Annotated in this window: 24 protein-coding genes; 4 read left to right on the forward strand and 20 right to left on the reverse strand. The window is 31.9% G+C overall.

The annotated features are described in order from the left end of the window. Positions 1-24 precede the first annotated feature (24 nt). Together IM744_RS07825 and ribB are read right to left on the reverse strand one after the other, a co-directional pair. Positions 25-600 (reverse strand): Crp/Fnr family transcriptional regulator, encoded by a 576-nt coding sequence (locus IM744_RS07825; RefSeq protein ID WP_194507569.1) that lies wholly within the window; start codon positions 598-600, stop codon positions 25-27. Next, positions 601-1,263: a 3,4-dihydroxy-2-butanone-4-phosphate synthase gene (gene ribB / locus IM744_RS07830; protein ID WP_194507570.1), complete on the reverse strand. Its 663-nt coding sequence runs from the start codon at positions 1,261-1,263 to the stop codon at positions 601-603. A gap of 246 nt (positions 1,264-1,509) precedes the next feature. Between ribB and IM744_RS07835 the strand changes: the two genes are divergently transcribed. The 4 genes from IM744_RS07835 to murA all read left to right on the forward strand — a co-directional run bounded on the left by IM744_RS07835 (position 1,510) and on the right by murA (position 6,325). Beyond that, a complete protein-coding gene (locus tag IM744_RS07835) occupies positions 1,510-3,657 on the forward strand; it encodes a S46 family peptidase (RefSeq protein WP_194507571.1) in 2,148 nt (715 codons plus the stop codon). A 292-nt stretch (positions 3,658-3,949) separates the two neighbouring features. Beyond that, a complete protein-coding gene (locus IM744_RS07840; RefSeq protein WP_194507572.1) occupies positions 3,950-4,243 on the forward strand; it encodes a DUF493 family protein in 294 nt (97 codons plus the stop codon). Between the two features lie 90 nt (positions 4,244-4,333). Further along, positions 4,334-4,999 (forward strand): DUF4290 domain-containing protein, encoded by a 666-nt coding sequence (locus tag IM744_RS07845; RefSeq protein WP_194507573.1) that lies wholly within the window; start codon positions 4,334-4,336, stop codon positions 4,997-4,999. Positions 5,000-5,008: 9 nt separating this feature from the next. Next, on the forward strand, positions 5,009-6,325 hold the full coding sequence (murA, locus tag IM744_RS07850) for a UDP-N-acetylglucosamine 1-carboxyvinyltransferase (RefSeq protein ID WP_194507574.1): 1,317 nt from the start codon (positions 5,009-5,011) through the stop codon (positions 6,323-6,325). 182 nt (positions 6,326-6,507) lie between these two features. Here the strand turns inward: murA and IM744_RS07855 are convergent, their stop codons facing one another. From IM744_RS07855 to IM744_RS07940, 18 genes are all read right to left on the reverse strand, one after another. Next, positions 6,508-7,014 carry a hypothetical protein gene (locus tag IM744_RS07855; protein WP_194507575.1) on the reverse strand — a complete coding sequence of 169 codons (507 nt, stop codon included), beginning with the start codon at positions 7,012-7,014 and terminating at the stop codon, positions 6,508-6,510. A gap of 93 nt (positions 7,015-7,107) precedes the next feature. Continuing rightward, complete coding sequence (locus IM744_RS07860; RefSeq protein WP_194507576.1) at positions 7,108-7,470, reverse strand: nuclear transport factor 2 family protein; 363 nt, start codon at positions 7,468-7,470, stop codon at positions 7,108-7,110. A gap of 73 nt (positions 7,471-7,543) precedes the next feature. After that, positions 7,544-8,848, reverse strand: a complete 1,305-nt coding sequence (locus IM744_RS07865; protein ID WP_194507577.1) for a cryptochrome/photolyase family protein — start codon at positions 8,846-8,848, stop codon at positions 7,544-7,546. 9 nt (positions 8,849-8,857) lie between these two features. Continuing rightward, the gene (locus tag IM744_RS07870) at positions 8,858-9,319 is read right to left on the reverse strand and encodes an SRPBCC family protein (RefSeq protein WP_194507578.1); all 462 of its coding nucleotides are present in this window, start codon (positions 9,317-9,319) and stop codon (positions 8,858-8,860) included. Positions 9,320-9,328: 9 nt separating this feature from the next. After that, positions 9,329-9,790 (reverse strand): TspO/MBR family protein, encoded by a 462-nt coding sequence (locus tag IM744_RS07875; RefSeq protein ID WP_194507579.1) that lies wholly within the window; start codon positions 9,788-9,790, stop codon positions 9,329-9,331. After that, on the reverse strand, positions 9,787-9,963 hold the full coding sequence (locus IM744_RS07880; RefSeq protein WP_194507580.1) for a Lacal_2735 family protein: 177 nt from the start codon (positions 9,961-9,963) through the stop codon (positions 9,787-9,789). The genes IM744_RS07875 and IM744_RS07880 overlap by 4 nt, the downstream gene beginning before the upstream one ends. Before the next feature lie 5 nt (positions 9,964-9,968). Then, complete coding sequence (locus IM744_RS07885) at positions 9,969-10,508, reverse strand: glutathione peroxidase (RefSeq protein ID WP_194507581.1); 540 nt, start codon at positions 10,506-10,508, stop codon at positions 9,969-9,971. Position 10,509: 1 nt separating this feature from the next. After that, on the reverse strand, positions 10,510-11,193 hold the full coding sequence (locus IM744_RS07890; RefSeq protein ID WP_194507582.1) for an SDR family NAD(P)-dependent oxidoreductase: 684 nt from the start codon (positions 11,191-11,193) through the stop codon (positions 10,510-10,512). An 87-nt stretch (positions 11,194-11,280) separates the two neighbouring features. Beyond that, positions 11,281-11,505 (reverse strand): hypothetical protein, encoded by a 225-nt coding sequence (locus tag IM744_RS07895; RefSeq protein WP_194507583.1) that lies wholly within the window; start codon positions 11,503-11,505, stop codon positions 11,281-11,283. A 60-nt stretch (positions 11,506-11,565) separates the two neighbouring features. Continuing rightward, entirely contained in the window at positions 11,566-11,838 is a 273-nt protein-coding gene (locus tag IM744_RS07900) for a TIGR03643 family protein (protein ID WP_194507584.1), read from the reverse strand. Positions 11,839-11,843: 5 nt separating this feature from the next. Beyond that, positions 11,844-12,191: a hypothetical protein gene (locus tag IM744_RS07905; RefSeq protein ID WP_317175388.1), complete on the reverse strand. Its 348-nt coding sequence runs from the start codon at positions 12,189-12,191 to the stop codon at positions 11,844-11,846. Positions 12,192-12,411: 220 nt separating this feature from the next. After that, positions 12,412-13,881: a cryptochrome/deoxyribodipyrimidine photo-lyase family protein gene (locus IM744_RS07910; RefSeq protein WP_194507586.1), complete on the reverse strand. Its 1,470-nt coding sequence runs from the start codon at positions 13,879-13,881 to the stop codon at positions 12,412-12,414. Continuing rightward, on the reverse strand, positions 13,871-15,403 hold the full coding sequence (locus IM744_RS07915) for a cryptochrome/photolyase family protein (protein WP_194507587.1): 1,533 nt from the start codon (positions 15,401-15,403) through the stop codon (positions 13,871-13,873). The genes IM744_RS07910 and IM744_RS07915 overlap by 11 nt, the downstream gene beginning before the upstream one ends. After that, positions 15,404-16,714: a DASH family cryptochrome gene (locus tag IM744_RS07920; RefSeq protein WP_194507588.1), complete on the reverse strand. Its 1,311-nt coding sequence runs from the start codon at positions 16,712-16,714 to the stop codon at positions 15,404-15,406. Continuing rightward, positions 16,690-16,833: a DUF2256 domain-containing protein gene (locus tag IM744_RS07925; RefSeq protein WP_194507589.1), complete on the reverse strand. Its 144-nt coding sequence runs from the start codon at positions 16,831-16,833 to the stop codon at positions 16,690-16,692. Before IM744_RS07925 ends, IM744_RS07920 begins: the two co-directional genes overlap by 25 nt. Further along, positions 16,826-18,250: an SDR family oxidoreductase gene (locus tag IM744_RS07930; protein ID WP_194507590.1), complete on the reverse strand. Its 1,425-nt coding sequence runs from the start codon at positions 18,248-18,250 to the stop codon at positions 16,826-16,828. The genes IM744_RS07925 and IM744_RS07930 overlap by 8 nt, the downstream gene beginning before the upstream one ends. 8 nt (positions 18,251-18,258) lie before the next feature. Beyond that, positions 18,259-18,873, reverse strand: coding sequence for a flavin reductase family protein (locus IM744_RS07935; RefSeq protein WP_194507591.1), 615 nt, complete (start codon positions 18,871-18,873; stop codon positions 18,259-18,261). Continuing rightward, entirely contained in the window at positions 18,873-20,183 is a 1,311-nt protein-coding gene (locus IM744_RS07940) for an ABC1 kinase family protein (RefSeq protein ID WP_194507592.1), read from the reverse strand. The genes IM744_RS07935 and IM744_RS07940 overlap by 1 nt, the downstream gene beginning before the upstream one ends. Between the last annotated feature and the right edge of the window lie 5 nt (positions 20,184-20,188).

Here is a 20,188-nt window from a genome sequence, read left to right on the forward strand (position 1 = left end):
TCAGCTAACTTTCTCATTTCAAAATCAGATTTTTGATTTTATCCTACTCAAAGTTTCTTGTGATATATTAATATAAGAAGCAACTATTTTGTTAGGTAGACGTTTGACAATATTTGGATTTATTTTAAATAATTGTTTATATCTTTCTGATGCATCTAGAGTTGTAAATGATATTAATCTTTTTGAACTATTCACGTACGCCTTTTCTAGATAGATACTATAAAAATCTTTCCATTTGGGGATAATTGTCATAAGATGTCTAAAGTCATCGTGAGTGATGTATAGAAGTTCACTATTTTCAATGACCTGAATGGTTTCTTGTGCTGGTTCATTCGTTATAAAACTAACAAGTTCAGTAGCAAATTGATTCTCAAATGCAATATAACGCGTAATGTCTTTTCCTTCCTCATCTACGTAAAATAGTCTTAAACAACCTTTTTTCACGAAATAACTAACCTGACTGTTTTTTCCATTTGAAAGTAAAATTTCATTTTTACTTTTTTTTATTGGTTTAAAATAAGATAACACGATCTTTAAATCATCATCCTCAATATTAATATTCTTTTTTATGAAATTAGTGAGTTCAATATAATTTACCATTTATTTATAGTCTCTTACAAATTTACGATAATGAATAATATCCTGTATTGATAGGACGATCAAATTGTGCTCATTTGCAAATTTTGTAATAGTGTCAATTTTTGCCATTGTCCCATCATCGTTCATTAATTCGCAAAGTACTGCCTCTGGTTTTAAGTCTGCTAATTTCATTAAATCTACACTTCCTTCCGTATGACCTTTTCTTTCAAGAACACCATTGTTTTTAGCTCTTAAAGGAAAGATATGACCAGGTCTTGCTAAATCGTAGCTTGTTGCAGTATCACTACAAGCAACTTGAATAGTTTTCAATCTGTCTTTAGCCGAAACTCCTGTAGTTACACCTTCTTTTGCTTCTATAGAAATCGTAAAAGGTGTTTGGAAACTACTTGTGTTTTCCTTTACCATATAAGGCAATTCAAGTAAGTCTGCTTTTTCATTAGTCAAACAAAGACAAACAATACCACTACATTTTCTAATCATAAGTGCCATATTAGTATTGGTCATATTTTGAGCAGAGAATATTAAATCACCTTCATTTTCTCTGTCTTCATCATCCATTAAAATAATTCCATTTCCATTTTGAAGGTGTTTCAATGCTTTTTTTACCCGTTCTTGACTGTCGTTGCCAAATATTTTTAATGTATCTAATTCTGTAAGTACCATTTTAAATTATTATTAATATTTCTAGTGCAAAACTAATGTTGTCTCAAGTCAAATCATTTGATGTAAGTCAATAAATTTATTTAAAAAAAAACAATCAGCTTTACTTCAATAGAAACTTTCAATCACTAACAAACTAGCTTTCAAAACTTTCAATCAAGCAGTAAAATAATCTAGTTTTAACATTTCCGAAGTCATAAAAAGAATATAAAAAGCCTTATTTTTATGGCTCTAAAAAAACAAAATAATATGAAGAAAATAGTTCTTACAATTTTTGCCTTTCTTTTTGCAATGTCGTCAGCAATGGCAAATGAAGGTATGTGGTTTTTGATGCACATTGAACGCTTGAATCATCGCGATATGCAAGCCATGGGTTTACAATTAACCTCCGAAGAAATTTACAGCATAAACAATCAAAGTTTAAAAGATGCTATTGTGCAATTTAATGGTGGTTGTACTGCTAGTATTGTTTCAGATAGCGGATTGGTATTAACAAACCATCACTGTGGTTACAGTGCGATTGCAGAGTTATCTACAGCAGAACAAAATCACTTAAAAAACGGATATTGGGCTGGTTCTATGGCAGAAGAATTGAAGCCAGAAAGCTTATACGTTCGCTTTTTTGTGAGAATGGATGACGTGTCTAAGCGTATTTTATCTCTCGTAAATGATAACATGAACGAGAAAGAACGTGAAGCAATTATCAATAAAGAAATTGCTAAAATTGAGCAAGAAAATAATGAAGGTGGAAAATACACCGTTTCTGTACGTCCGTTTTATCAAGGTAATGAGTATTACTACTTTGTTTATGAAGATTATACCGATGTTCGTTTGGTAGGAACACCTCCAGAGAATGTTGGTAAATATGGTGGAGACACAGATAACTGGGAATGGCCTAGACATACAGGTGATTTTTCATTGTTTAGAGTCTATGCAAATGAGAATGGTCAACCAGCAGAATACTCAACTAACAACGTGCCTTTAAAAGCAAAATATCATTTACCTGTTAATATTGATGGTGTAAAAGAAAATGACTTTGCTATGATTTTAGGTTATCCAGGTCGTACAAACCGTTGGATGCCAGCTCAAGGTGTTGAGCAAAATGTAAAATATGCATATCCTGCTTGGGTTGAAGGCTCAAAATTAAGTATGGATGTCATGAAAAAGTACATGGATGAAAGTGATGAAGTACGTTTAATGTACGCATCTGCTTATGCAGGTATTGCAAACTACTGGAAAAACAGAGCAGGAATGATTACTGCATTAACTGAGCATAAAACAGTAGCGAAGAAGACCAAAACTGAAGATAAATTTCAAAAATGGGCTAAGAAAAAAGCGAATAAAGATGCCTACGGAAATGTGATTGAAAACATCAATAGCTATTATGCTTTAACTAATGAAAAAGTTAAACAAAGTAACTATTTATTAGGGATGTTACGTTCTAGTAAATTTTCTATTTTACCTTATAGATTAGGATCTGCTTTAAAACAATATACAGGAGCTAATGAGGCAGAGCGTAAAAATATGTTACCAAGATTACAAGCAGCAATTGCAGATTCTTATAAAGATTTTTACTTACCATTAGAAGAAGAAGTTTTTGCAAAGCAATTGGGTTTATTAGCATCAAAATCTAATTATCCATTGCCAGAGTTGGTAGCAGAAGTTGGTCAGGCTAACAACAACGATTTTACAGCATATGTTAAAGCTATTTTTGAGTTGAGTATGTTCACATCTCAAGAAGGTGTAGAAGCATATTTACAATATCCTGATGAAGCTATTTTAAACAGTGATCCTTTATTAAAATTATCTACACAGTTATTAGATAAGTATAGAGAAAGTCCTGAGAGTTTAGTACAACCAGAAAATGATTTTCAAGCATCATTTAGATTATTAGTTAAAGGATTACGTGAGTCAGGATTGAGTAAAATTAAATATCCAGATGCGAATTCTACATTACGTTTATCTTACGGGAAAGTGAGAGCTTTACCAGCAGATAAAAGAAACGACGCTAATGAGAATAATTACACGACCTTTCAAGGAATGATCAAAAAGTACAAGCCAAATGATCCTGAGTTTGATTTAGATCAAAGCATGTTAGATATCTACGAGAAGAAAGATTATGGTCGTTACGCAAATGAGCGCGGACAATTGCCTGTAAATTTCTTGACAGATAATGATATTACTGGAGGGAATTCTGGATCTCCTGTAATTAACGGAAAAGGAGAATTAATTGGTTTAGCTTTTGATGGAAATATTGAAGCTATGGCAGGAGATGTTATCTTTGATGCAGATTTACAACGTACCATTAACGTTGATATTAGATATGTACTTTGGTTAATTGATAAATACTCTAACGCAAAACATATTGTAGACGAGTTGACTATTATTGATAACTAAATTTCCAACTATAATTTCTTCGGAAATATTAAAAATCACAAAAAGCGATCTGAATTTCAGGTCGCTTTTTTATGCTTTAGTTTTAGTTTGAAATTTTGTTTCTGATGTTTTAGAATTATTGCTATTCTAATCTTTATGCATGACATATCTATTAAATGGTCTAATTTTTGGTACTCATTTTATATGAAATGGATCAGGTGAATTGTATCACATTTCCGTAGTAAAAAGCTACAAAAAGTAGAATGTAAAATAAAAAGTAAAATGTATCTTTACTTCCGAAGAAAAAAAAGCTATGAGTACACCAAAAAAAACAGAAGAATTTTACAATAAATTAAGAGTGCAATTGCAAGAAACTGCAACTTGGCCATCAGAATATCTATATAAGTTTATAGTGCCATCTGAAGCAACTAAAATCAAGAAAATAGAAGATTTGTTTGATAATTTAGGAGCAGTCATAAGTACTAAAGAATCTGGAAAAGGTAAATACACCAGTATCTCTATTAATTTACAAATGAAAGATCCAGATGCAGTTATTACTAAGTATAAAGAAGTTGCAGATCAAGTAGAAGGTGTTATTTCTTTGTAAAAAAGAACCTGAGATAAGTATTTTTTTGTATTTTGCACACATGCAGAAGTACTTCATGCATGACACACAAATACTACACAAACTTATATTTTGATAGACGATATAGAATACAACACAGAGCGTGAACATTTGATTATTCCTGAGTATGGAAGACATCTTCAAAAAATGGTTAATTACGCTAAAGCATTGCCAACAAAAGAAGAACGTAATAAAGTAGCAAAATCCATCATAAATGTGATGGGAAATATGCAACCACACTTACGTGATGTGCCAGATTTTCAGCATAAACTTTGGGATCAACTGTTTATAATTGCAGATTTTGAATTAGATGTAGATTCTCCATATCCAACAACTACAAAAGAAGAATTAAACGAAAGACCAGAACCATTAAAATATCCTCAAAATTTTCCTAAATATCGTTTCTACGGAAACAATATCAAGACGATGATTGATGTGGCTAATACATGGGAAGAAGGAGATCTTAAAGAGGCTTTGAAGTATACGATTGCTAATCACATGAAAAAGTGTTTCCTTAATTGGAATAAAGACACTGTAGAAGATTACGTGATTTACAATCATTTATTTGAATTATCTGATGGTAAGATTGATTTAAAAGAAAGTGAAGAGGATCTTACAGATTCTACAACGTTGATGCGTAATAAAAAGAAATACTCTAATACCAATACTAATACGAGTAGTAAGAAAGCGCATCACAAGAAAAACACTAATTCCAACCGAAACAGAAAACGCTATTAATCACATTTCATGTCAACATTTATAATTGAAGGAGGTCACCAATTAAAAGGGAAAATTCAACCTCAAGGCGCTAAAAACGAAGCTTTACAAATATTATGTGCAGTTCTATTGACTGCCGAAGAAATTAGAATAGATAATATACCTGATATTATTGACGTCAATAAATTAATCGCTCTACTCAAAAAGTTAGGCGTTAAAATTGAAAACGTTGGTAAAGGATCTTATACATTCAAAGCAGATGATGTTAATTTAAAATATCTAGAGTCTGCAGAGTTCAAAGAAGACGGAAAAGGATTAAGAGGATCTATCATGATTGTTGGTCCTTTGTTAGCTCGCTTTGGTAAAGGATACATCCCTAAACCAGGAGGAGACAAGATAGGTCGTCGTCGTTTAGATACACACTTTGAAGGATTCATCAATTTAGGCGCTAAGTTTAGATATAATAAAGAAGATTTATTTTACGGTGTAGAAGCAGATAAACTCAAAGGAACATACATGCTTCTTGATGAGGCTTCTGTAACAGGTACTGCAAACATTGTTATGGCTGCAGTTTTAGCAGAAGGTACAACCACAATTTACAACGCAGCTTGCGAACCTTATTTACAACAACTTTGCAAAATGCTTAATCGCATGGGGGCAAAGATAAGTGGAGTAGGTTCTAACATGTTAATCATAGAAGGTGTTGATACATTAGGTGGTACAGATCATAGAATGCTTCCAGATATGATTGAAATTGGAAGTTGGATTGGTCTTGCTGCAATGACAAAAAGTGAATTGACGATTACTAATGTGAGTTGGGATGATTTAGGTCAAATACCAAACGTATTTAGAAAAATAGGAATTACGGTAGAACGTCGAGGTGATGATATTCATATTCCAGCACATACAGATGGCTATGAAGTATCAAATTATATTGACGGTTCTATTTTAACAGTGTCTGATGCGCCATGGCCTGGATTTACACCAGATTTGATAAGTATCATTCTTACTGTTTTAACTCAAGCAAGAGGAAGTGCAGTTGTACACCAAAAAATGTTTGAAAGTCGTTTATTCTTCGTAGATAAATTGATTGATATGGGAGCAAAGATTATTCTTTGTGATCCACACAGAGCAACCGTTATTGGTCATGATTTTAAATCTACTTTAAAAGGAACGACAATGACCTCTCCAGATATTAGAGCAGGTGTTTCATTATTGATTGCAGCGTTATCTGCTAAAGGAACATCAACCATTCATAATATCGAACAAATAGATAGAGGTTACGAAAATATAGACGAGCGTTTACGTGCTATTGGTGCGAAAATCACTCGTGTAGAAGGGAATTAATTTTCTTCGGAAATTTGAAATTATAAGAAAAACCTCGATAAATCGAGGTTTTTTTATGCTATGAAATGCCTTTTCCTTCAGAATTTAAAATGTATCTATTTCACTGATAAATAATTAATTCGATTTGATTATTATTGATTTTGAAGTCTTGTTTATCATCATGTTTTAAGACCTATTTTTTATTAAAAGTTCGATAAATCTGTTTTCATTTTTTCAATTCTACTTACATAATCTTTAGAGTCTTCGTCTCCTTTGTTAATTAATAGTTGTCTATCCAATGCTTTTAAAGTCACTGCCTTTAATTTAGGATCAATTTTTCCAGTAATTTTAATTTGTCCAAAACCAGTTGCTATTATTGAATTGTCCATTGATAATATCAAGTATTCATCTTTTTCTTGAATTTCATTAATAACTTTTAAATCCAGTAGTTGTGCACAACTTTTACTTTTAAATTCAAATCCCATCTCGTCAATTTGGTTGAACATCCATTTAAGAATATTTCTGATGAGTTTATTTTCTCTATACCAGTCTTCAAGGTTATATAATAAATCTGCGCCATCATCATTTCCAAAAGGTGAAAATTCATCCATACAATCATAATAAAAATCAGAATTCATAGATTTAATAAAATTAAGATGTGATGTTTCTCTTGATAGACCATCAACTTCTGAGTCAAAAAAGTATTTCATTAGTTTCTTTGTTAGATAGCTTTATTCCTTTTTTTTAGAAATAATTGTAAAACTTATAGGAAGGAATAAAATTAGAAATTTCATAAAACGTAATTATCCCATATTGTAAAAAAACTGCTCACTCGAAATTTTACCATCTTTTACTCCAAATACTGCTAGTTCTTCCATTTGTTGTCTGCCACGATCTTTAAAAGTAACATCAAAGGTCATTTTGCTTGTAAAGTGATTGTCTGCTATTGTAGGTTCTCCTATATCTCCTCCATGAAATTCTACAACATTATCTAACCATTCTTTATTTTTATTCCAAACGTTTTGTTTTCCAGAAACTATTTCTCCGGGCATTCCAGGCATTTCTTTACTCACTACGTTTTCGGCATATAATTCGTTGATACAGTCTAAGTTTTTACCTTCTCTGCATAATTGAGCCCATTTTTGAGCAACTTCTTTAGTATTCATTCTATTTGATTTTTAGGATTATCCTTTAAAATTAACTAAAATGAAAGACAAAAGTTTAAAAAGCACAATAATCTTAACTAACTGCCTCTTTGTAAATCTTTAAGCAACGTTCTCGAGCTTCTTTATGATCAACCATGGGTTGTGCGTAAGTGAGTTCTTGAAATTCTGGAACCCATTTTTGGATATATTTCAAATCTTTGTCAAATTTCTGAATTTGAGTTGTTGGGTTAAAAATCCTAAAATAAGGTGATGCATCAACACCAGAACCTGCAACCCATTGCCAGTTACCAACATTACTTGACATGTCGTAATCATGAAGTTTTTCTGCAAAGTATGCTTCTCCCCAACGCCAATCTATTAATAAGTGCTTGCATAAAAAACTACCAACAAGCATGCGTACACGATTGTGCATAAAACCTGTTTCGTTTAATTGTCGCATTCCAGCATCAACTAGTGGATATCCTGTTTGACCTTCACACCATAATTTGAATTCGTCTTCATTATTACGCCATTCTATTCTGTCGTATTTTGATTTGAATGAATCTTTAGCAGTATGTGGAAAATGCCACAAAATCTGCATAAAAAACTCTCTCCAAATAAGTTCTTGCCAAAAGATTTCATTTTTCTCTGCAATGGCTTTTTTGACCATTTTACGAACACTTACAGTTCCAAAACGTAAATGAGGACCTAATCTTGATGTAGAGTCCTTAGCAGGGAAATTTCTCGTTTTTTCGTAATCTTGAATTAGAGTAGGAGTAACCGTATAGTCTACAATGTCTTGATTTGATCTCTTGAAGCCAATATCTGAGAGACTTAAATTTGGTAAGCGTGAGTGCTTTACTAAATTATCCAGATAGTCGTTGGTGTAATAGATTTTAAAGTCCTGATTTTTAAACTGTGATTTCCAAACCTTCATATAAGGTGTGTAAACTCTGTATGGTGTTCCATCACTTTTTACCACTTCATCCTTTTCAAAAATAACTTGATCTTTAAAGGTTTTGAATTCAATATCATGATCTGCTAAAAAGGTTTTGATTTCGTCATCACGCTCTTTTGCATAAGGTTCATAATCGTGATTGGTATAGACTTCCTTAATATCATATTCTTTAATCAATTGCTTATAGATCTCAATTGGTTTTTCATGATACATTGCGATACTGCTATCTTGTTCATCTTGAAGCGTTGAACGCATTTTTTGAAGTGTATCGTAGATAAAAGTAACTCTTGAATCACTTTCTGGTAATTTTTCTAATATTTCAGAATCAAAAATAAAAATAGGCAACACAGTTCGATCGCTTTTTAGAGCTTCGTAAAATCCAACATTATCATCTAAACGTAAATCACGTCTAAACCAGAAAATATTTAGTGATTGCTTCATAATTATGAGTTAGTATTTACCGAATAATTCTTCCAGTTTTGTTGTACGATAATTAAAAATTTCTTCCAATTTTGGTTTCACTATAATTGGGTGAACGAGTTGTCCTAATATTCCGAAGGGAACTTTATAATCGATGATGTCTTCCATTTCTACACCTCCATCAATTTTTTTGATAAAATGTTTATGATGCCAGAGTGCATAAGGTCCAAAACGTTGTTCATCTACAAAATAATGTTTGTTGTCAACATGAGTAATCTCTGTGACCCATTTGGTTTTTATACCCAAAACAGGAGTTACAATGTATTGTATGATTTGTCCAGCAAACATAGGTCGATCTGCTCCAGATAGAATATTGAAACCCATATAATCTGGTGTGATGATTTTTAAGTTTGTAGGATCTGATAAAAAGTTCCAAGCTGTATCTATTGAAATTGGCAGATTTTGTTTTTTATGAAGTCTGTAAATTTTCATGTACTGATATTAATTATATAATGAAATGTAGAGATTTAGAGATGTAGCGATGCATAACCAAATAAAATAGGGAAGAATTAGTAGTGATTTCCATTTTAAGTCTTTAAGATAGGTCATGAGAAATGCACAAATAATCATGGTCAATAGTATGATGTTTACTAATGCAATATCTATTAGTTTATTATTAAAAAACAAAAAATTCCAACTTACATTTAATATAAATTGGGCAACAAATAATATTGCCACTTTATTAGTCATTCTTTTAGTATATAAGAAAACCATATACGCAGAAAAGCAAACCATTATAGTTATCCAAGCAGCTCCAAAAACCCAACCATCTGGTGTCCAAGGTGCTTTATTAAGTTGTAAATACCACTCGCTTTTTGGACCAGCAGCCATGAATAAGCTTCCAATGCCTAATGCACCAAAGTTGATGATTAAGAAAATTATGAATGGTTTTAACAACTTCATGATGACTTACTTTGAAGTTTTTCAATTTCATCTTGAATCTTCTGAGCTTCGGCATATTTTTTATCGCTTTCTCCTCTGTTAGTCGCAGATAAAGAATGCCACTCTTTCATGAGTTTCTCATATTTTTTCTGAAGCTTATCTACCTCACTTGTCTTTTTGAATAAACCGAACATAGTTTTTATTTTAAATGTTTAGTGATTTTTGAACTCGTTGGAGATGTTATGGAATAGTAATAATCAACAAGTTCTCCTTTTGGTCCAACTAGATATTTTTGGAAATTCCATTTTACTTTAGAATTTTTAATACCATTCTTGTTTTTTTGAGTAAGCCATTGGTATAATTTATGTTGTTTAGAACCTTTGACATCTATTTTTTCTGTAATAGGAAATGTAACACCATAATTAATTTCACAAAACGATTCAATATCCTTAGAAGTTCCTGGTTCTTGATTTCCAAATTGATTACAAGGCACACCAATTACAGCAAGGGTATCTTTATAGGCATCATTAAGCTTTTGTAATTCTTTATATTGAGGTGTAAATCCGCATTTTGAAGCGACATTCACAAATAAGATATGTTTTCCTTTTAATTCTGAAAGCGATAACGGTTTACCATTGAGACCATTGATTTCTATATCGTAAATAGACGAATAGTCAGATGTTTCCGAAGAACTTGATTTTGAGAATAGTGTTGCCATAAAAATCTTAATAGGGTTCATGTTATATCTTAAAACTTACAATTCCGCAGTCCATTTCAAATACTTGTCCAGAAATTGAACCTGCTTTTTCAGATAATAAAAACTCAGCCATACCAGCTACATCTTTAGGTTCTAAGAACTTTTTCATGGGATGACGCTCTGTAATGTTTTCAATCATTTTGTCATTCCGAAGTAATTTAGAAGCTAATTCTGTATTTGTGACTGTTGGTGCAATTGCATTTATTCTTAGCGTAGTTGCTAATTCTGCGCCTAAAGATTTTACTAAACCTTCAACTCCAGATTTTGCAGCTGCGATGCTTGCGTGAAAAGGCATTCCTAATTTTGCAGCTACTGTACTAAATAATAAAATTGATGGGTCTTTACCGTTTTTTAAAATGTTAAGATATTTTTGAATCGATTTGACTGCGCCAATAACATTGATTTCATAATCTTCTCTAAAATCTTCTAAGCTTAATCGCTTAATAGGTTTTAAATTGATGCTTCCTGGGCAATAGACTAAACCGTCTGCATTTTCAATATCTGGCAGATCATCAGTTAAAATATCACAATCGTAGTGCGTCAGATTAGCGTGAACGTGTTCTGGTTTTGTTCTACTTAAATTGATAACCTTATTACTTTCTAGTAAGGTTTTTACAATAGCATTTCCAATACCTTTACTGCCACCTATGACGATATACGTTTTCATTTCTGATTGATTTAGTTACAAATAGAGCGTAATAGTATAGCTATATTAGCTTGCTATTACGCTCTAATCTTAAAAATTATTTTATTGTTATGCAGTTAAAGGCGCACCTTTTAGGCGTTTTTCAACTTTGCGCTTTATTGCAGTGATACGTTTCATCGTATCCATGATTTTTTCATCTTTCTTTTCCTTATATACTTTATTTAATTCTAGTATTAAGGATTTAGCTTCGCGAGAAATTTTTACGCGATCGCTAGTTGATAGCGATTTCATTTTTCGCTTCTCAAATTCTGAGGCTTTTTTTATTAAGTCCATATCTTCGTTATTAATATAGTTGTGTAATTTCTAAAATTCAATTTGTTGACTATCAAAAAATCATCGTTTAGAAATTGAGTTATGTGTAATTTGTTTTTGTCTAGAACATTTAAAACGTCCTTCTTGAAATACCCTTAGTTTTTCGTGTTTTGTCTTTCTACCTTGTACACGTTTGCGCCACATTTTAAAACTTTTAAGTTTCATTTCTCTACGCATTAATTCAATGACATCTTGTTCTTTTAAACCAAACTGAAATTTTATAGCTTCAAATGTGGTTCTATCTTCCCATGCCATTTCTATAATTCTATTAGTCGTAAATATATCTAATTCCATACAGATTAAAATTGAAAACTATAACGTTCATCAAATTTCACCTTTGCATCCATTAAACGAGACATAAATGTCTTATTTTTTTTAAACATTTTACAATTTTTAAAATTAACAAATTTTCCTTGAGCATGAATACTAATTCCATTGGTTTTATAAATGACTAGATGGTAAAAAGGTATTATCCAAGTATAGTTTTTTAGACCTTTATTGATATAAATTAAAATTCCACTAGGTCTCATTTCTATATTAGCGTAATTAATATCTGAAATTTTGTTTAAATGTTGCTGTAAATTCGGACTCAAATTCTCTATAATCATGCGTTTAGACCCAACACCACCCATTCTTAATGATTCCATAAATGAGTATGGTTTACCTATCAAATCTGATATGATAATTTTGTGTTCTTTATTTTTATATGTTGTATCTAGTATCAATATTAGTATTCTTAGTCAATCAAAGTTACAAAATGTTTAACATTAAAAGTATATGTTTAAACAAAATATTAACATAGTTACAGTAGTTTATCGTAAATAATCAACTAATTAGGCTGAAAATTAATTTTTATCTGTAGAAATTTTAATTTTTGTACGTATGCTTGTTCAGGATTCTTTTGCTTTCTTCTCGTACTTTTTTGTTTTTTCGAAGATTCCAAAGCGTGTTGCTGGCTTTCTTTCGTGTAGCATCCATATCTACTATGGGATAAGGATAATCCTTACCTAAATGAAAATTATTAAACTGCTGTTCCATTTCAGTCATTAAATAGGGTTCATGGGCAAATCTAATATCTAAATCCTTCAACTCAGGAACCCATTTTTTTATAAAAACAACATCAGGATCATGTTCTAAACTGTTTTTAATGGGATTATAAATTCTAAGCAAATTAGTTCCTGTTTCTCCAGCTTGCATTTGCAATTGCGGAAAATGAATACCAGGTTCAAAATCCAAAAACATTTTTGATAAATGCTGTGAAGCTGACTGCCAAGGTTGCCAAAGATTGTGTGTTAGAAAAGATACTATTAAAGCACGCATTCTAAAATTCAAATAACCAGTTTCATGTAAACAACGCATGCAGGCATCAACCAGTGGGTAACCTGTTTGTCCAGTTTCCCATGCAATTTGATATTGCTTAGAGATGTCTTTTTTTAAATTTAAAAAACCTTTATTCACACTTTCATTTTCCATGGTGTGTTCCATTTCAAATTTTTGAATAAAATGTGCCTGCCATCTTAGTCGAGACATAAAAGCATCTAGAGGTTTTTTATTTGTGGCTGTTTTTTTTAATAAATATGTTCTACGATACACTTCTCTTATTGATAAATTTCCCCAAGCGATGTAAGGAGAAATTCTACTACACCCTTTTCTTGCTAATTCAGGTTTAGAAATATGAAACATATAATTCACATGTCTTTTTGTTAGAAAGGATTCTAAATATTTTAAACCTATCGTTCGTCCGCCTTTTTGAAAAATAGCATCTTCAGGCGTTTTTAGTGAAGTTTTTGGAAGTAAGCGCTCTAATTCTTTAATTTCTTTGATGTTGAGTAATTGGTTTTCCGAAGGAGAAAATATCAAAGGTTCGATTTCAAAGTATGCATTGCATTTTTCTGTCCACTGCGCTCTATCTTTTAATCCACGTTGTACACCATTGTGAATATTCTCATGCCAAGTAATTAAATTGTTTTTACAAAAACGTTTGAAAGATTTATCTCTGTTATATGTGACGAGAATCCCAGTTTCTTGATGTGAATATATATCGCGAATAGTATACTGTGACATCAATTGATTAATGATTGAAATCATGTCTGCTTTAACAGCTAAAATTTTAGAATTCAAAGGTTTTAAGTACTCGTTTAAGTCTCTAATAGATTCTCTAATGAAATTCCAATGACGCTCGCTGTAATGATTGTCTTCTATTAACATCGTCTCAAATGCATAAAGTAAAAGCGTACGCTCACCTGTTGCTAATGCATTAAAAATTGCTTCATTATCCTCTAAACGAAGATCGCGTTTTAACCAAACAATATGCAGTAAAGGTTTATTAGTATTCATCTTGATGCTCTATAATATATTGTGCTTTCTTTTTAATATTTTGAAGATCTTGTCTATCCATTTTATCTAGTAAACTATACATCATTCCCATTCTGAAATTCTTACCAAGTTGCTCGCGTTTATCATCTAAAAAGTTCCAATACAAACTATTAAACGGACAAGCATCATCTTCAACTTTTTTGGATTTATTGTAATGACAATCACCACAATAATTACTCATTTTATTTATATATGACCCTGAGGATACGTAAGGTTTTGTAGCAATTTTTCCACTATCTGCAAATTGACTCATTCCTCTCGTATTTGTGATTTGAACCCACTCTATGGCATCTACATAAATGCCCAAATACCAATCATCCACTTCATCAGGGTGAGTTTGAGTTAATAAGGCATAATTACCAGTAATCATAAGACGTTGTATGTGATGCGCATAACCGTTATCTAGAGAATTGTTTATGGCATGTCTTAGACAATTCATTTTTGTGTCACCAGTCCAGAAAAAATCTGGGAGTTTATTATGATTGTCCAACTCGTTTTTAGATTTATATTCTGGCATTAAAGCCCAATACATGCCTCTCATGTATTCTCGCCAGCCAATGACTTGTCTTACAAAACCTTCAACTTGTGAGATATTGATGTCCTCACCATGTTTTCTATAATAATTCATTACTGAGGTAACAATATCTTTTGGGGAAATAAGTTTTAAATTCATGGCAAAAGACAATCTCGAATGAAACAAATACGCTTCATCTGTATGCATCGCATCTTGATAATCTCCAAAATGAATAAGAAGTTCTTCACAAAAATATTTTAGCTGTTCAATTGCTTGAATACGAGAAATAGGGTAGGAGAATGTTTTAGTTTCAAATCTTCCAATGGTTTTAATGCCTGCAGTATCAATGTCTTTTTTTACTTCGGAAATATCATTTTTAAACCATTTATATGTCGGAATAGGAATATCACCTTTCCATTTATTTCTATTGCTTTTATCATAGTTCCATTTGCCACCTTCAGGTTGGCCAGCAACCATTAAGATATCATGTTTTTTTCGCATATCTCTGTAGAAGTTTTCCATGAGATATTGTTTTTTGCCTTTAAAGAAGGTTGCTAAGTCCTCTCGCTTTGTGTAAAAATGTTCTGCGGAAATAGTCTCACATGCTATTTCAATCTGCTCACAGAAATCTCTTAGTTGTTGATCTAATCTGTATTCATCTGGAAAAATATATTCAAAACGTTTTATTTTATAGTCTTTGATTAGAAGTTGGAGATTATCTGTTAAGATTTGTGTATTATTTTTGTCATTTAATTTATAGTAAACGACGTCATGACCTTTAGATTTTAAGTCTTCAGCAAATTGTCGCATAGCAGCAAAAAAACCTATCACTTTTTGAATATGGTGTTTCACATAATCTGTTTCTTGTCGCATTTCAAAAAGACAATACACAACATCATCATTAGTTTCTTTAAACCATGAATGTTTTATGTTGAGTTGATCTCCTAAAATAAGTCTGAGTGTTTTCATTTAAAAAAGTGTTTCTTGTAACCACATTTGTTGAAATTTCCCCTTACTATCATAACGCTCTGCCTGCAAGTCTACGTTAAACTTCCTGTTTCTTGGGTCGTTTCCAACACCTGCAACGTACATCCAATTTCCGTAGTTAGAATGCACATCATAATCAATTAGCATAGATTCAAAATAAGCAGCTCCAATGCGCCAATCTAGAAATAATTCTTTGGCAAAAAATGATGCGACATTCTGTCGACCACGATTGCTCATCCATCCTGTTTTTTTGAGTTCAATCATGTTAGCATTTACAAAATTTGATCTCGTTTCTCCATTAATCCATTTTTGAACTTCGCGTTGGTTAGATTTCCAATCATAATCTTTATGTTGAATACCTTCAATTTTAAAAATGTCGTTTTGGTGTTTAAGCGATATGTATTTGAAATAATCTCTCCAAATCAATTCAAAAATGAGCCAATAAGTAGATTCGTTTTTTAAATGATTTTCCTCAAATTTTATAACATTCCAATAGATAGTTCTTGCTGAAATACTTCCATTTGCTAACCAAGCCGAAAACTTTGAACTAAAATCTGTTCCAATCAATCCATTTCTAGTTTTCTTATAAACGCCTATTTTTTTGGTTTCAAAAAAGTAATCGTTTAGTCGTGCTAATGCAGAATCCTCTCCGCCTTTAAAGGAAAATGCAGATTTTGGGTGGACTTCAAATAAAGCAAAACCTAAATCTTCAAGATTCGGTATTTGAGTGTCATTCTTTAAACTTTCAATTTTTTCTACGGAATGAATATCCTCGGAAATTCTAACACTTACATGTTTTTCAACTTTTTTTCTAAAGACAGTAAATACATTCGGAATCTCATCAAATCTCATTTTAATGTCCTCTGGATGAAATAAAAATTGATCGTAATACTCTTTAAATTTTATACCGTTGTGAAGAGAAGATTTGAGATGTTCTAAAACTTGAGTTTCTTCACTTGTCCATTCTTTCTGCAGATAGATGGATTTGAAATCATAGTTTTCTACTAATAACGGAATTATGATTTCGGGAGCTTTATTAAAAACAAATAGCTCAATATTTATTTTTTTGAGATTTACTTTTAAATTTTCAATGGTTTCAATTAAAAATTGAGCTCTGTATTTTTCTGTTTTTTTAAATCCGAAGTTGGATACATCATAATGTCTTGGATCAAAGCAATAGCATGCAATAATAGATTTATGATTTTTAATAGCTGTTGCTAAAACAGAATTATCTTGAACTCTTAAATCATTTCTAAACCATACTAATCCTATGTCGTTTTGTGTCTCCTGCATCTTTCACTACAATATTTTACGTTCTCCCAATTCTTCTCCCATTTTTTTCTCCAGCTAAATGGTAATTTACATACTAGACAAGTTTTGGTTGGAAGTTGTTGTTTTTTGTGTTTAGACATCAACAAGCTTGTTTATCATGCCTCTAAAGATAAACTCATGAAATGGTAAAACACTGTACCAATAGAGTCGTCCCCAAAGTCCGCGAGGTCTAAACGTAGCTGTTTGTTTAAGTAAACCGTCTTCTATTTTAAATTCTAGCCAAGCCTCACCAGGAAGGCGCATTTCAGCATAAAGTAATAGTTTTTGTTGCTCTTTATCAGCAAATATGACTCGCCAAAAATCTAGAGCATCTCCAACGTCTAAATCGGTTGGACTTGTTCTACCACGACGTAGTCCAATACCACCAAAAAGTTTATCGATGTAACCTCTAATTCTCCATAGGAATGTTCCATAATACCAACCCGTTTTTCCTCCTATACTCCAAATTTTATCAATGGTCTTCTTTGCGTTTTCAACTGGTCGTTCTTTATAATCTTTGAAGCAACCATACTTCGGGACGTTAATATATTTATGAAGTTGATTTTTTAATCGTCCGCTACTAACCATAGAGTCTTTCCAGCTCGAAACAATACTATTTTGCTCAATTTTCTCAAACGCCAGAGAGACTGCTTCTTTGTAAGACAAAGGTTCAACATTAAGCAGTTCGTTAATAGGACTAGGTTTTCCAATAATTTGAATTCCCATACTATCAACTAACGATGATGCCAATTTATAAGACGTTGATGTCACAAAATATAACCAATATGATGATAGCTTTGGTGTCATTACAGGAACTGTAAGTATGTATCGTTTTAGTTCTCTTACTTCTGCAAACTGTAAAAGCATTTGTTTGTAGGTTAGAATTTCTGGACCAAAAACATCAAAAGATTTATTGTATAAATCTTCACGACCGACACTACGATGTAAAAATGCGAGAACATCCCTAACAGCTAGAGGTTGCGTTTTTGTATTTAACCATTTTGGAGCAATCATAAATGGTAATTTCTCCACTAGATCTCTTATGATTTCAAAAGAGGAGCTCCCAGAACCTACAATTATTCCTGCTTTGAAAATTGTTGTAGCATATTTATCAGATTTTAATCTGTCTTCTACATTTTTTCGTGACTGTAAATGTTTGGAAAGGTTCTCTTCATTTGTAATTCCGCTGAGATAGATGACTTGTTTGACATTGGTTTTTTCAAGTTGATTTTTGAAATTAACAGCACAGCGTTCTTCAAGTGACTCAAAATCTTTTGAAGAATTAGACATGGAGTGAATTAAATAAAACGCAACATCAATATCATTTGGAATGTTATGAAGTGTTTCTGGTTTTAAAAAGTCTGCTTCAACCACATCAATAGTATCATCTTCTGCATAACTTTTATCAGCTCGTAATTTATCTCGTACAGCACAAACAACATGGTGGTCACTGTTTGCTAATAACGGAATTAACCGTTTACCAATATATCCTGTTGCACCTGTTACGAGAATCTTCATGTGTGATATTATTTAGGTCGTTGATATTCTAATCTAGTGTTTGTTTTTGGGACAGCATAACCATCTAAACCATTAATTGCTGCGACATTAGCTTTTGATAGATTTATAAACCCATCGTTTTCAAGTAGCTCATTATCTACATATAAACCTACGATTTTTCCAATGACTAATATCGTATCGTTTGCTTTAATGTGATATTCTTCTACAAATTCCATTGCTAATTGGAGTGGTGCATCTTTTACAAAAGGCGCATGAAATTCTTTTTTATATTCTGAAATGAGCTGTGTTTTATCAAATTCTGAAATGTGAGAATCATATTTGGCAGATGTGTGATGTGCATCTTCTAAAATGGATTTATGTATGTGATTAATGGTATAAAATCCAGTACTTTTTATATTATCATAAGTGTTTCGAGTAACCGTAGTTGGCCTGCAGAAAAAACCTAGCATTGCAGGATTTGATCCTATATGAGTTACAGAACTGAATACTGCAACATTTTCAATGCCATTTGCAGATTTGGTGCCTAATAAATTAGCAGACTTATATCCAGAACAACTGTTTATCAGATTAATTCTGTATAAATGGTCAAATGTATCAAACTCTTCATTATCAATGTAAGTCATTATAATGTTTTGAAATTATTGATTTTGATACCCTTAGCTTTCAAATCAAACATTAAATTATACAGTCCGAAAAATGTACGGTTGATGTAAATAAAGTGCTTTGATCCTCGATTTGCATTCATTTTACGCAATTCTGTGTTTTTTGAATAACGTTCTCCGAGTTCTGCTATTTTTCCGAAGAAATCTCCATTAGAAAAATCAAAGATTTCTGCATGTAAAGGTTGCGTGAATAGACTTAGCATTTCATGAAACATCTCTGTAAAGAATGCAACTTCCTTGGCATTGTCATCTTCTCTTAATATTTCGAGTTGGTACAATTTCTCTACAAATTTTTCACGGTTATTGATGTTTTCTTTTTCAGCTAATTCAAAATATGGTACATAAAATTCATTAGGTATAGTTTTCATACAACCAAAATCTAAAGCAATCAATTTGGCTTCGTCAGATACTAAAAAGTTTCCAGGATGCGGATCTGCATGCACTTTTCTCAAGTTGTGAATCTGGAACATATAGAAATCCCAAAGCGCTTGTCCCAGTTGATTTGAAAATTCTTGGCTTGTATTATAAGATGTGAATTCAGAAAGATGTTCACCTTCCATATAATCCATGGTAATGATGCGTTCTGAGGATAATTCTTCGTAATACTGAGGAATTAATAAATTAGGAATATGAGCACATTTACGTGCAATTTCTTTGCTTTGTTCAACTTCTAAAATGTAATTTGTTTCTTCAATGAGTTTGCCTTCAACTTCTTTGAAATATTTATCAGAATCTTTTCCTTTAATATTAAACATACTCATTGCAATAGGTTTAACCATAGCTAAGTCTGATGAGATACTCTCTGCAACTCCTGGATATTGGATTTTCACAGCAAGCTTCTTCCCGTTTTTTTCTGCAATATGGACTTGTCCAATACTTGCAGCATTTACAGAAGTTGCATTGAAAGTATCAAAAATTTCGTTTGGCGATTTTCCGAAGTATTTTTTAAATGTTTTTAAAACCAAAGGAGGAGATAGAGGAGGAACAGAGAATTGTGCCAGTGAGAATTTCTCTACATAAGCTTGTGGCATTATGCTCTTCTCCATACTCAACATCTGTGCAACTTTAAGTGCACTTCCTTTGAGTTGCTTTAGTCCGTCGTAAATATCTTCTGCATTATTTTGGTTTAAACGTTCTTTGGCTTCAATTTCAGTTTTAGTTAATTTGTCTCCATAATATTTGAGATAATTAACGCCAACTTTGGCACCTGTAGATACCAATTTGGTTGCGCGTTGAATTTTGGAAGTAGGTATTTTATCTATAGTTTTCATTATGA

Source organism: Psychroserpens luteus (assembly GCF_015319355.1).
In the GTDB taxonomy this organism is placed as follows: Bacteria; Bacteroidota; Bacteroidia; order Flavobacteriales; family Flavobacteriaceae; genus Psychroserpens; species Psychroserpens luteus.

Bases quoted from the DNA above. Each gene is read 5' to 3' on its own strand.
- IM744_RS07880 (WP_194507580.1), bottom strand. From the start codon at position 9,963: ATGTTCGGTTTATTCAAAAAGACAAGTGAGGTAGATAAGCTTCAGAAA.
- IM744_RS07910 (WP_194507586.1), bottom strand. From the start codon at position 13,881: ATGAATACTAATAAACCTTTACTGCATATTGTTTGGTTAAAACGCGAT.
- ribB (WP_194507570.1), bottom strand. From the start codon at position 1,263: ATGGTACTTACAGAATTAGATACATTAAAAATATTTGGCAACGACAGT.
- IM744_RS07935 (WP_194507591.1), bottom strand. From the start codon at position 18,873: ATGACTTACATTGATAATGAAGAGTTTGATACATTTGACCATTTATAC.
- IM744_RS07940 (WP_194507592.1), bottom strand. From the start codon at position 20,183: ATGAAAACTATAGATAAAATACCTACTTCCAAAATTCAACGCGCAACC.
- IM744_RS07870 (WP_194507578.1), bottom strand. From the start codon at position 9,319: ATGAAAATTTACAGACTTCATAAAAAACAAAATCTGCCAATTTCAATA.
- IM744_RS07825 (WP_194507569.1), bottom strand. From the start codon at position 600: ATGGTAAATTATATTGAACTCACTAATTTCATAAAAAAGAATATTAAT.
- IM744_RS07885 (WP_194507581.1), bottom strand. From the start codon at position 10,508: ATGAACCCTATTAAGATTTTTATGGCAACACTATTCTCAAAATCAAGT.
- IM744_RS07835 (WP_194507571.1), top strand. From the start codon at position 1,510: ATGAAGAAAATAGTTCTTACAATTTTTGCCTTTCTTTTTGCAATGTCG.
- IM744_RS07920 (WP_194507588.1), bottom strand. From the start codon at position 16,714: ATGCAGGAGACACAAAACGACATAGGATTAGTATGGTTTAGAAATGAT.
- IM744_RS07930 (WP_194507590.1), bottom strand. From the start codon at position 18,250: ATGAAGATTCTCGTAACAGGTGCAACAGGATATATTGGTAAACGGTTA.
- IM744_RS07925 (WP_194507589.1), bottom strand. From the start codon at position 16,833: ATGTCTAAACACAAAAAACAACAACTTCCAACCAAAACTTGTCTAGTA.
- IM744_RS07855 (WP_194507575.1), bottom strand. From the start codon at position 7,014: ATGAAATACTTTTTTGACTCAGAAGTTGATGGTCTATCAAGAGAAACA.
- murA (WP_194507574.1), top strand. From the start codon at position 5,009: ATGTCAACATTTATAATTGAAGGAGGTCACCAATTAAAAGGGAAAATT.
- IM744_RS07840 (WP_194507572.1), top strand. From the start codon at position 3,950: ATGAGTACACCAAAAAAAACAGAAGAATTTTACAATAAATTAAGAGTG.
- IM744_RS07860 (WP_194507576.1), bottom strand. From the start codon at position 7,470: ATGAATACTAAAGAAGTTGCTCAAAAATGGGCTCAATTATGCAGAGAA.
- IM744_RS07900 (WP_194507584.1), bottom strand. From the start codon at position 11,838: ATGGAATTAGATATATTTACGACTAATAGAATTATAGAAATGGCATGG.
- IM744_RS07895 (WP_194507583.1), bottom strand. From the start codon at position 11,505: ATGGACTTAATAAAAAAAGCCTCAGAATTTGAGAAGCGAAAAATGAAA.
- IM744_RS07905 (WP_317175388.1), bottom strand. From the start codon at position 12,191: ATGGAATCATTAAGAATGGGTGGTGTTGGGTCTAAACGCATGATTATA.
- IM744_RS07915 (WP_194507587.1), bottom strand. From the start codon at position 15,403: ATGAAAACACTCAGACTTATTTTAGGAGATCAACTCAACATAAAACAT.
- IM744_RS07865 (WP_194507577.1), bottom strand. From the start codon at position 8,848: ATGAAGCAATCACTAAATATTTTCTGGTTTAGACGTGATTTACGTTTA.
- IM744_RS07890 (WP_194507582.1), bottom strand. From the start codon at position 11,193: ATGAAAACGTATATCGTCATAGGTGGCAGTAAAGGTATTGGAAATGCT.
- IM744_RS07875 (WP_194507579.1), bottom strand. From the start codon at position 9,790: ATGAAGTTGTTAAAACCATTCATAATTTTCTTAATCATCAACTTTGGT.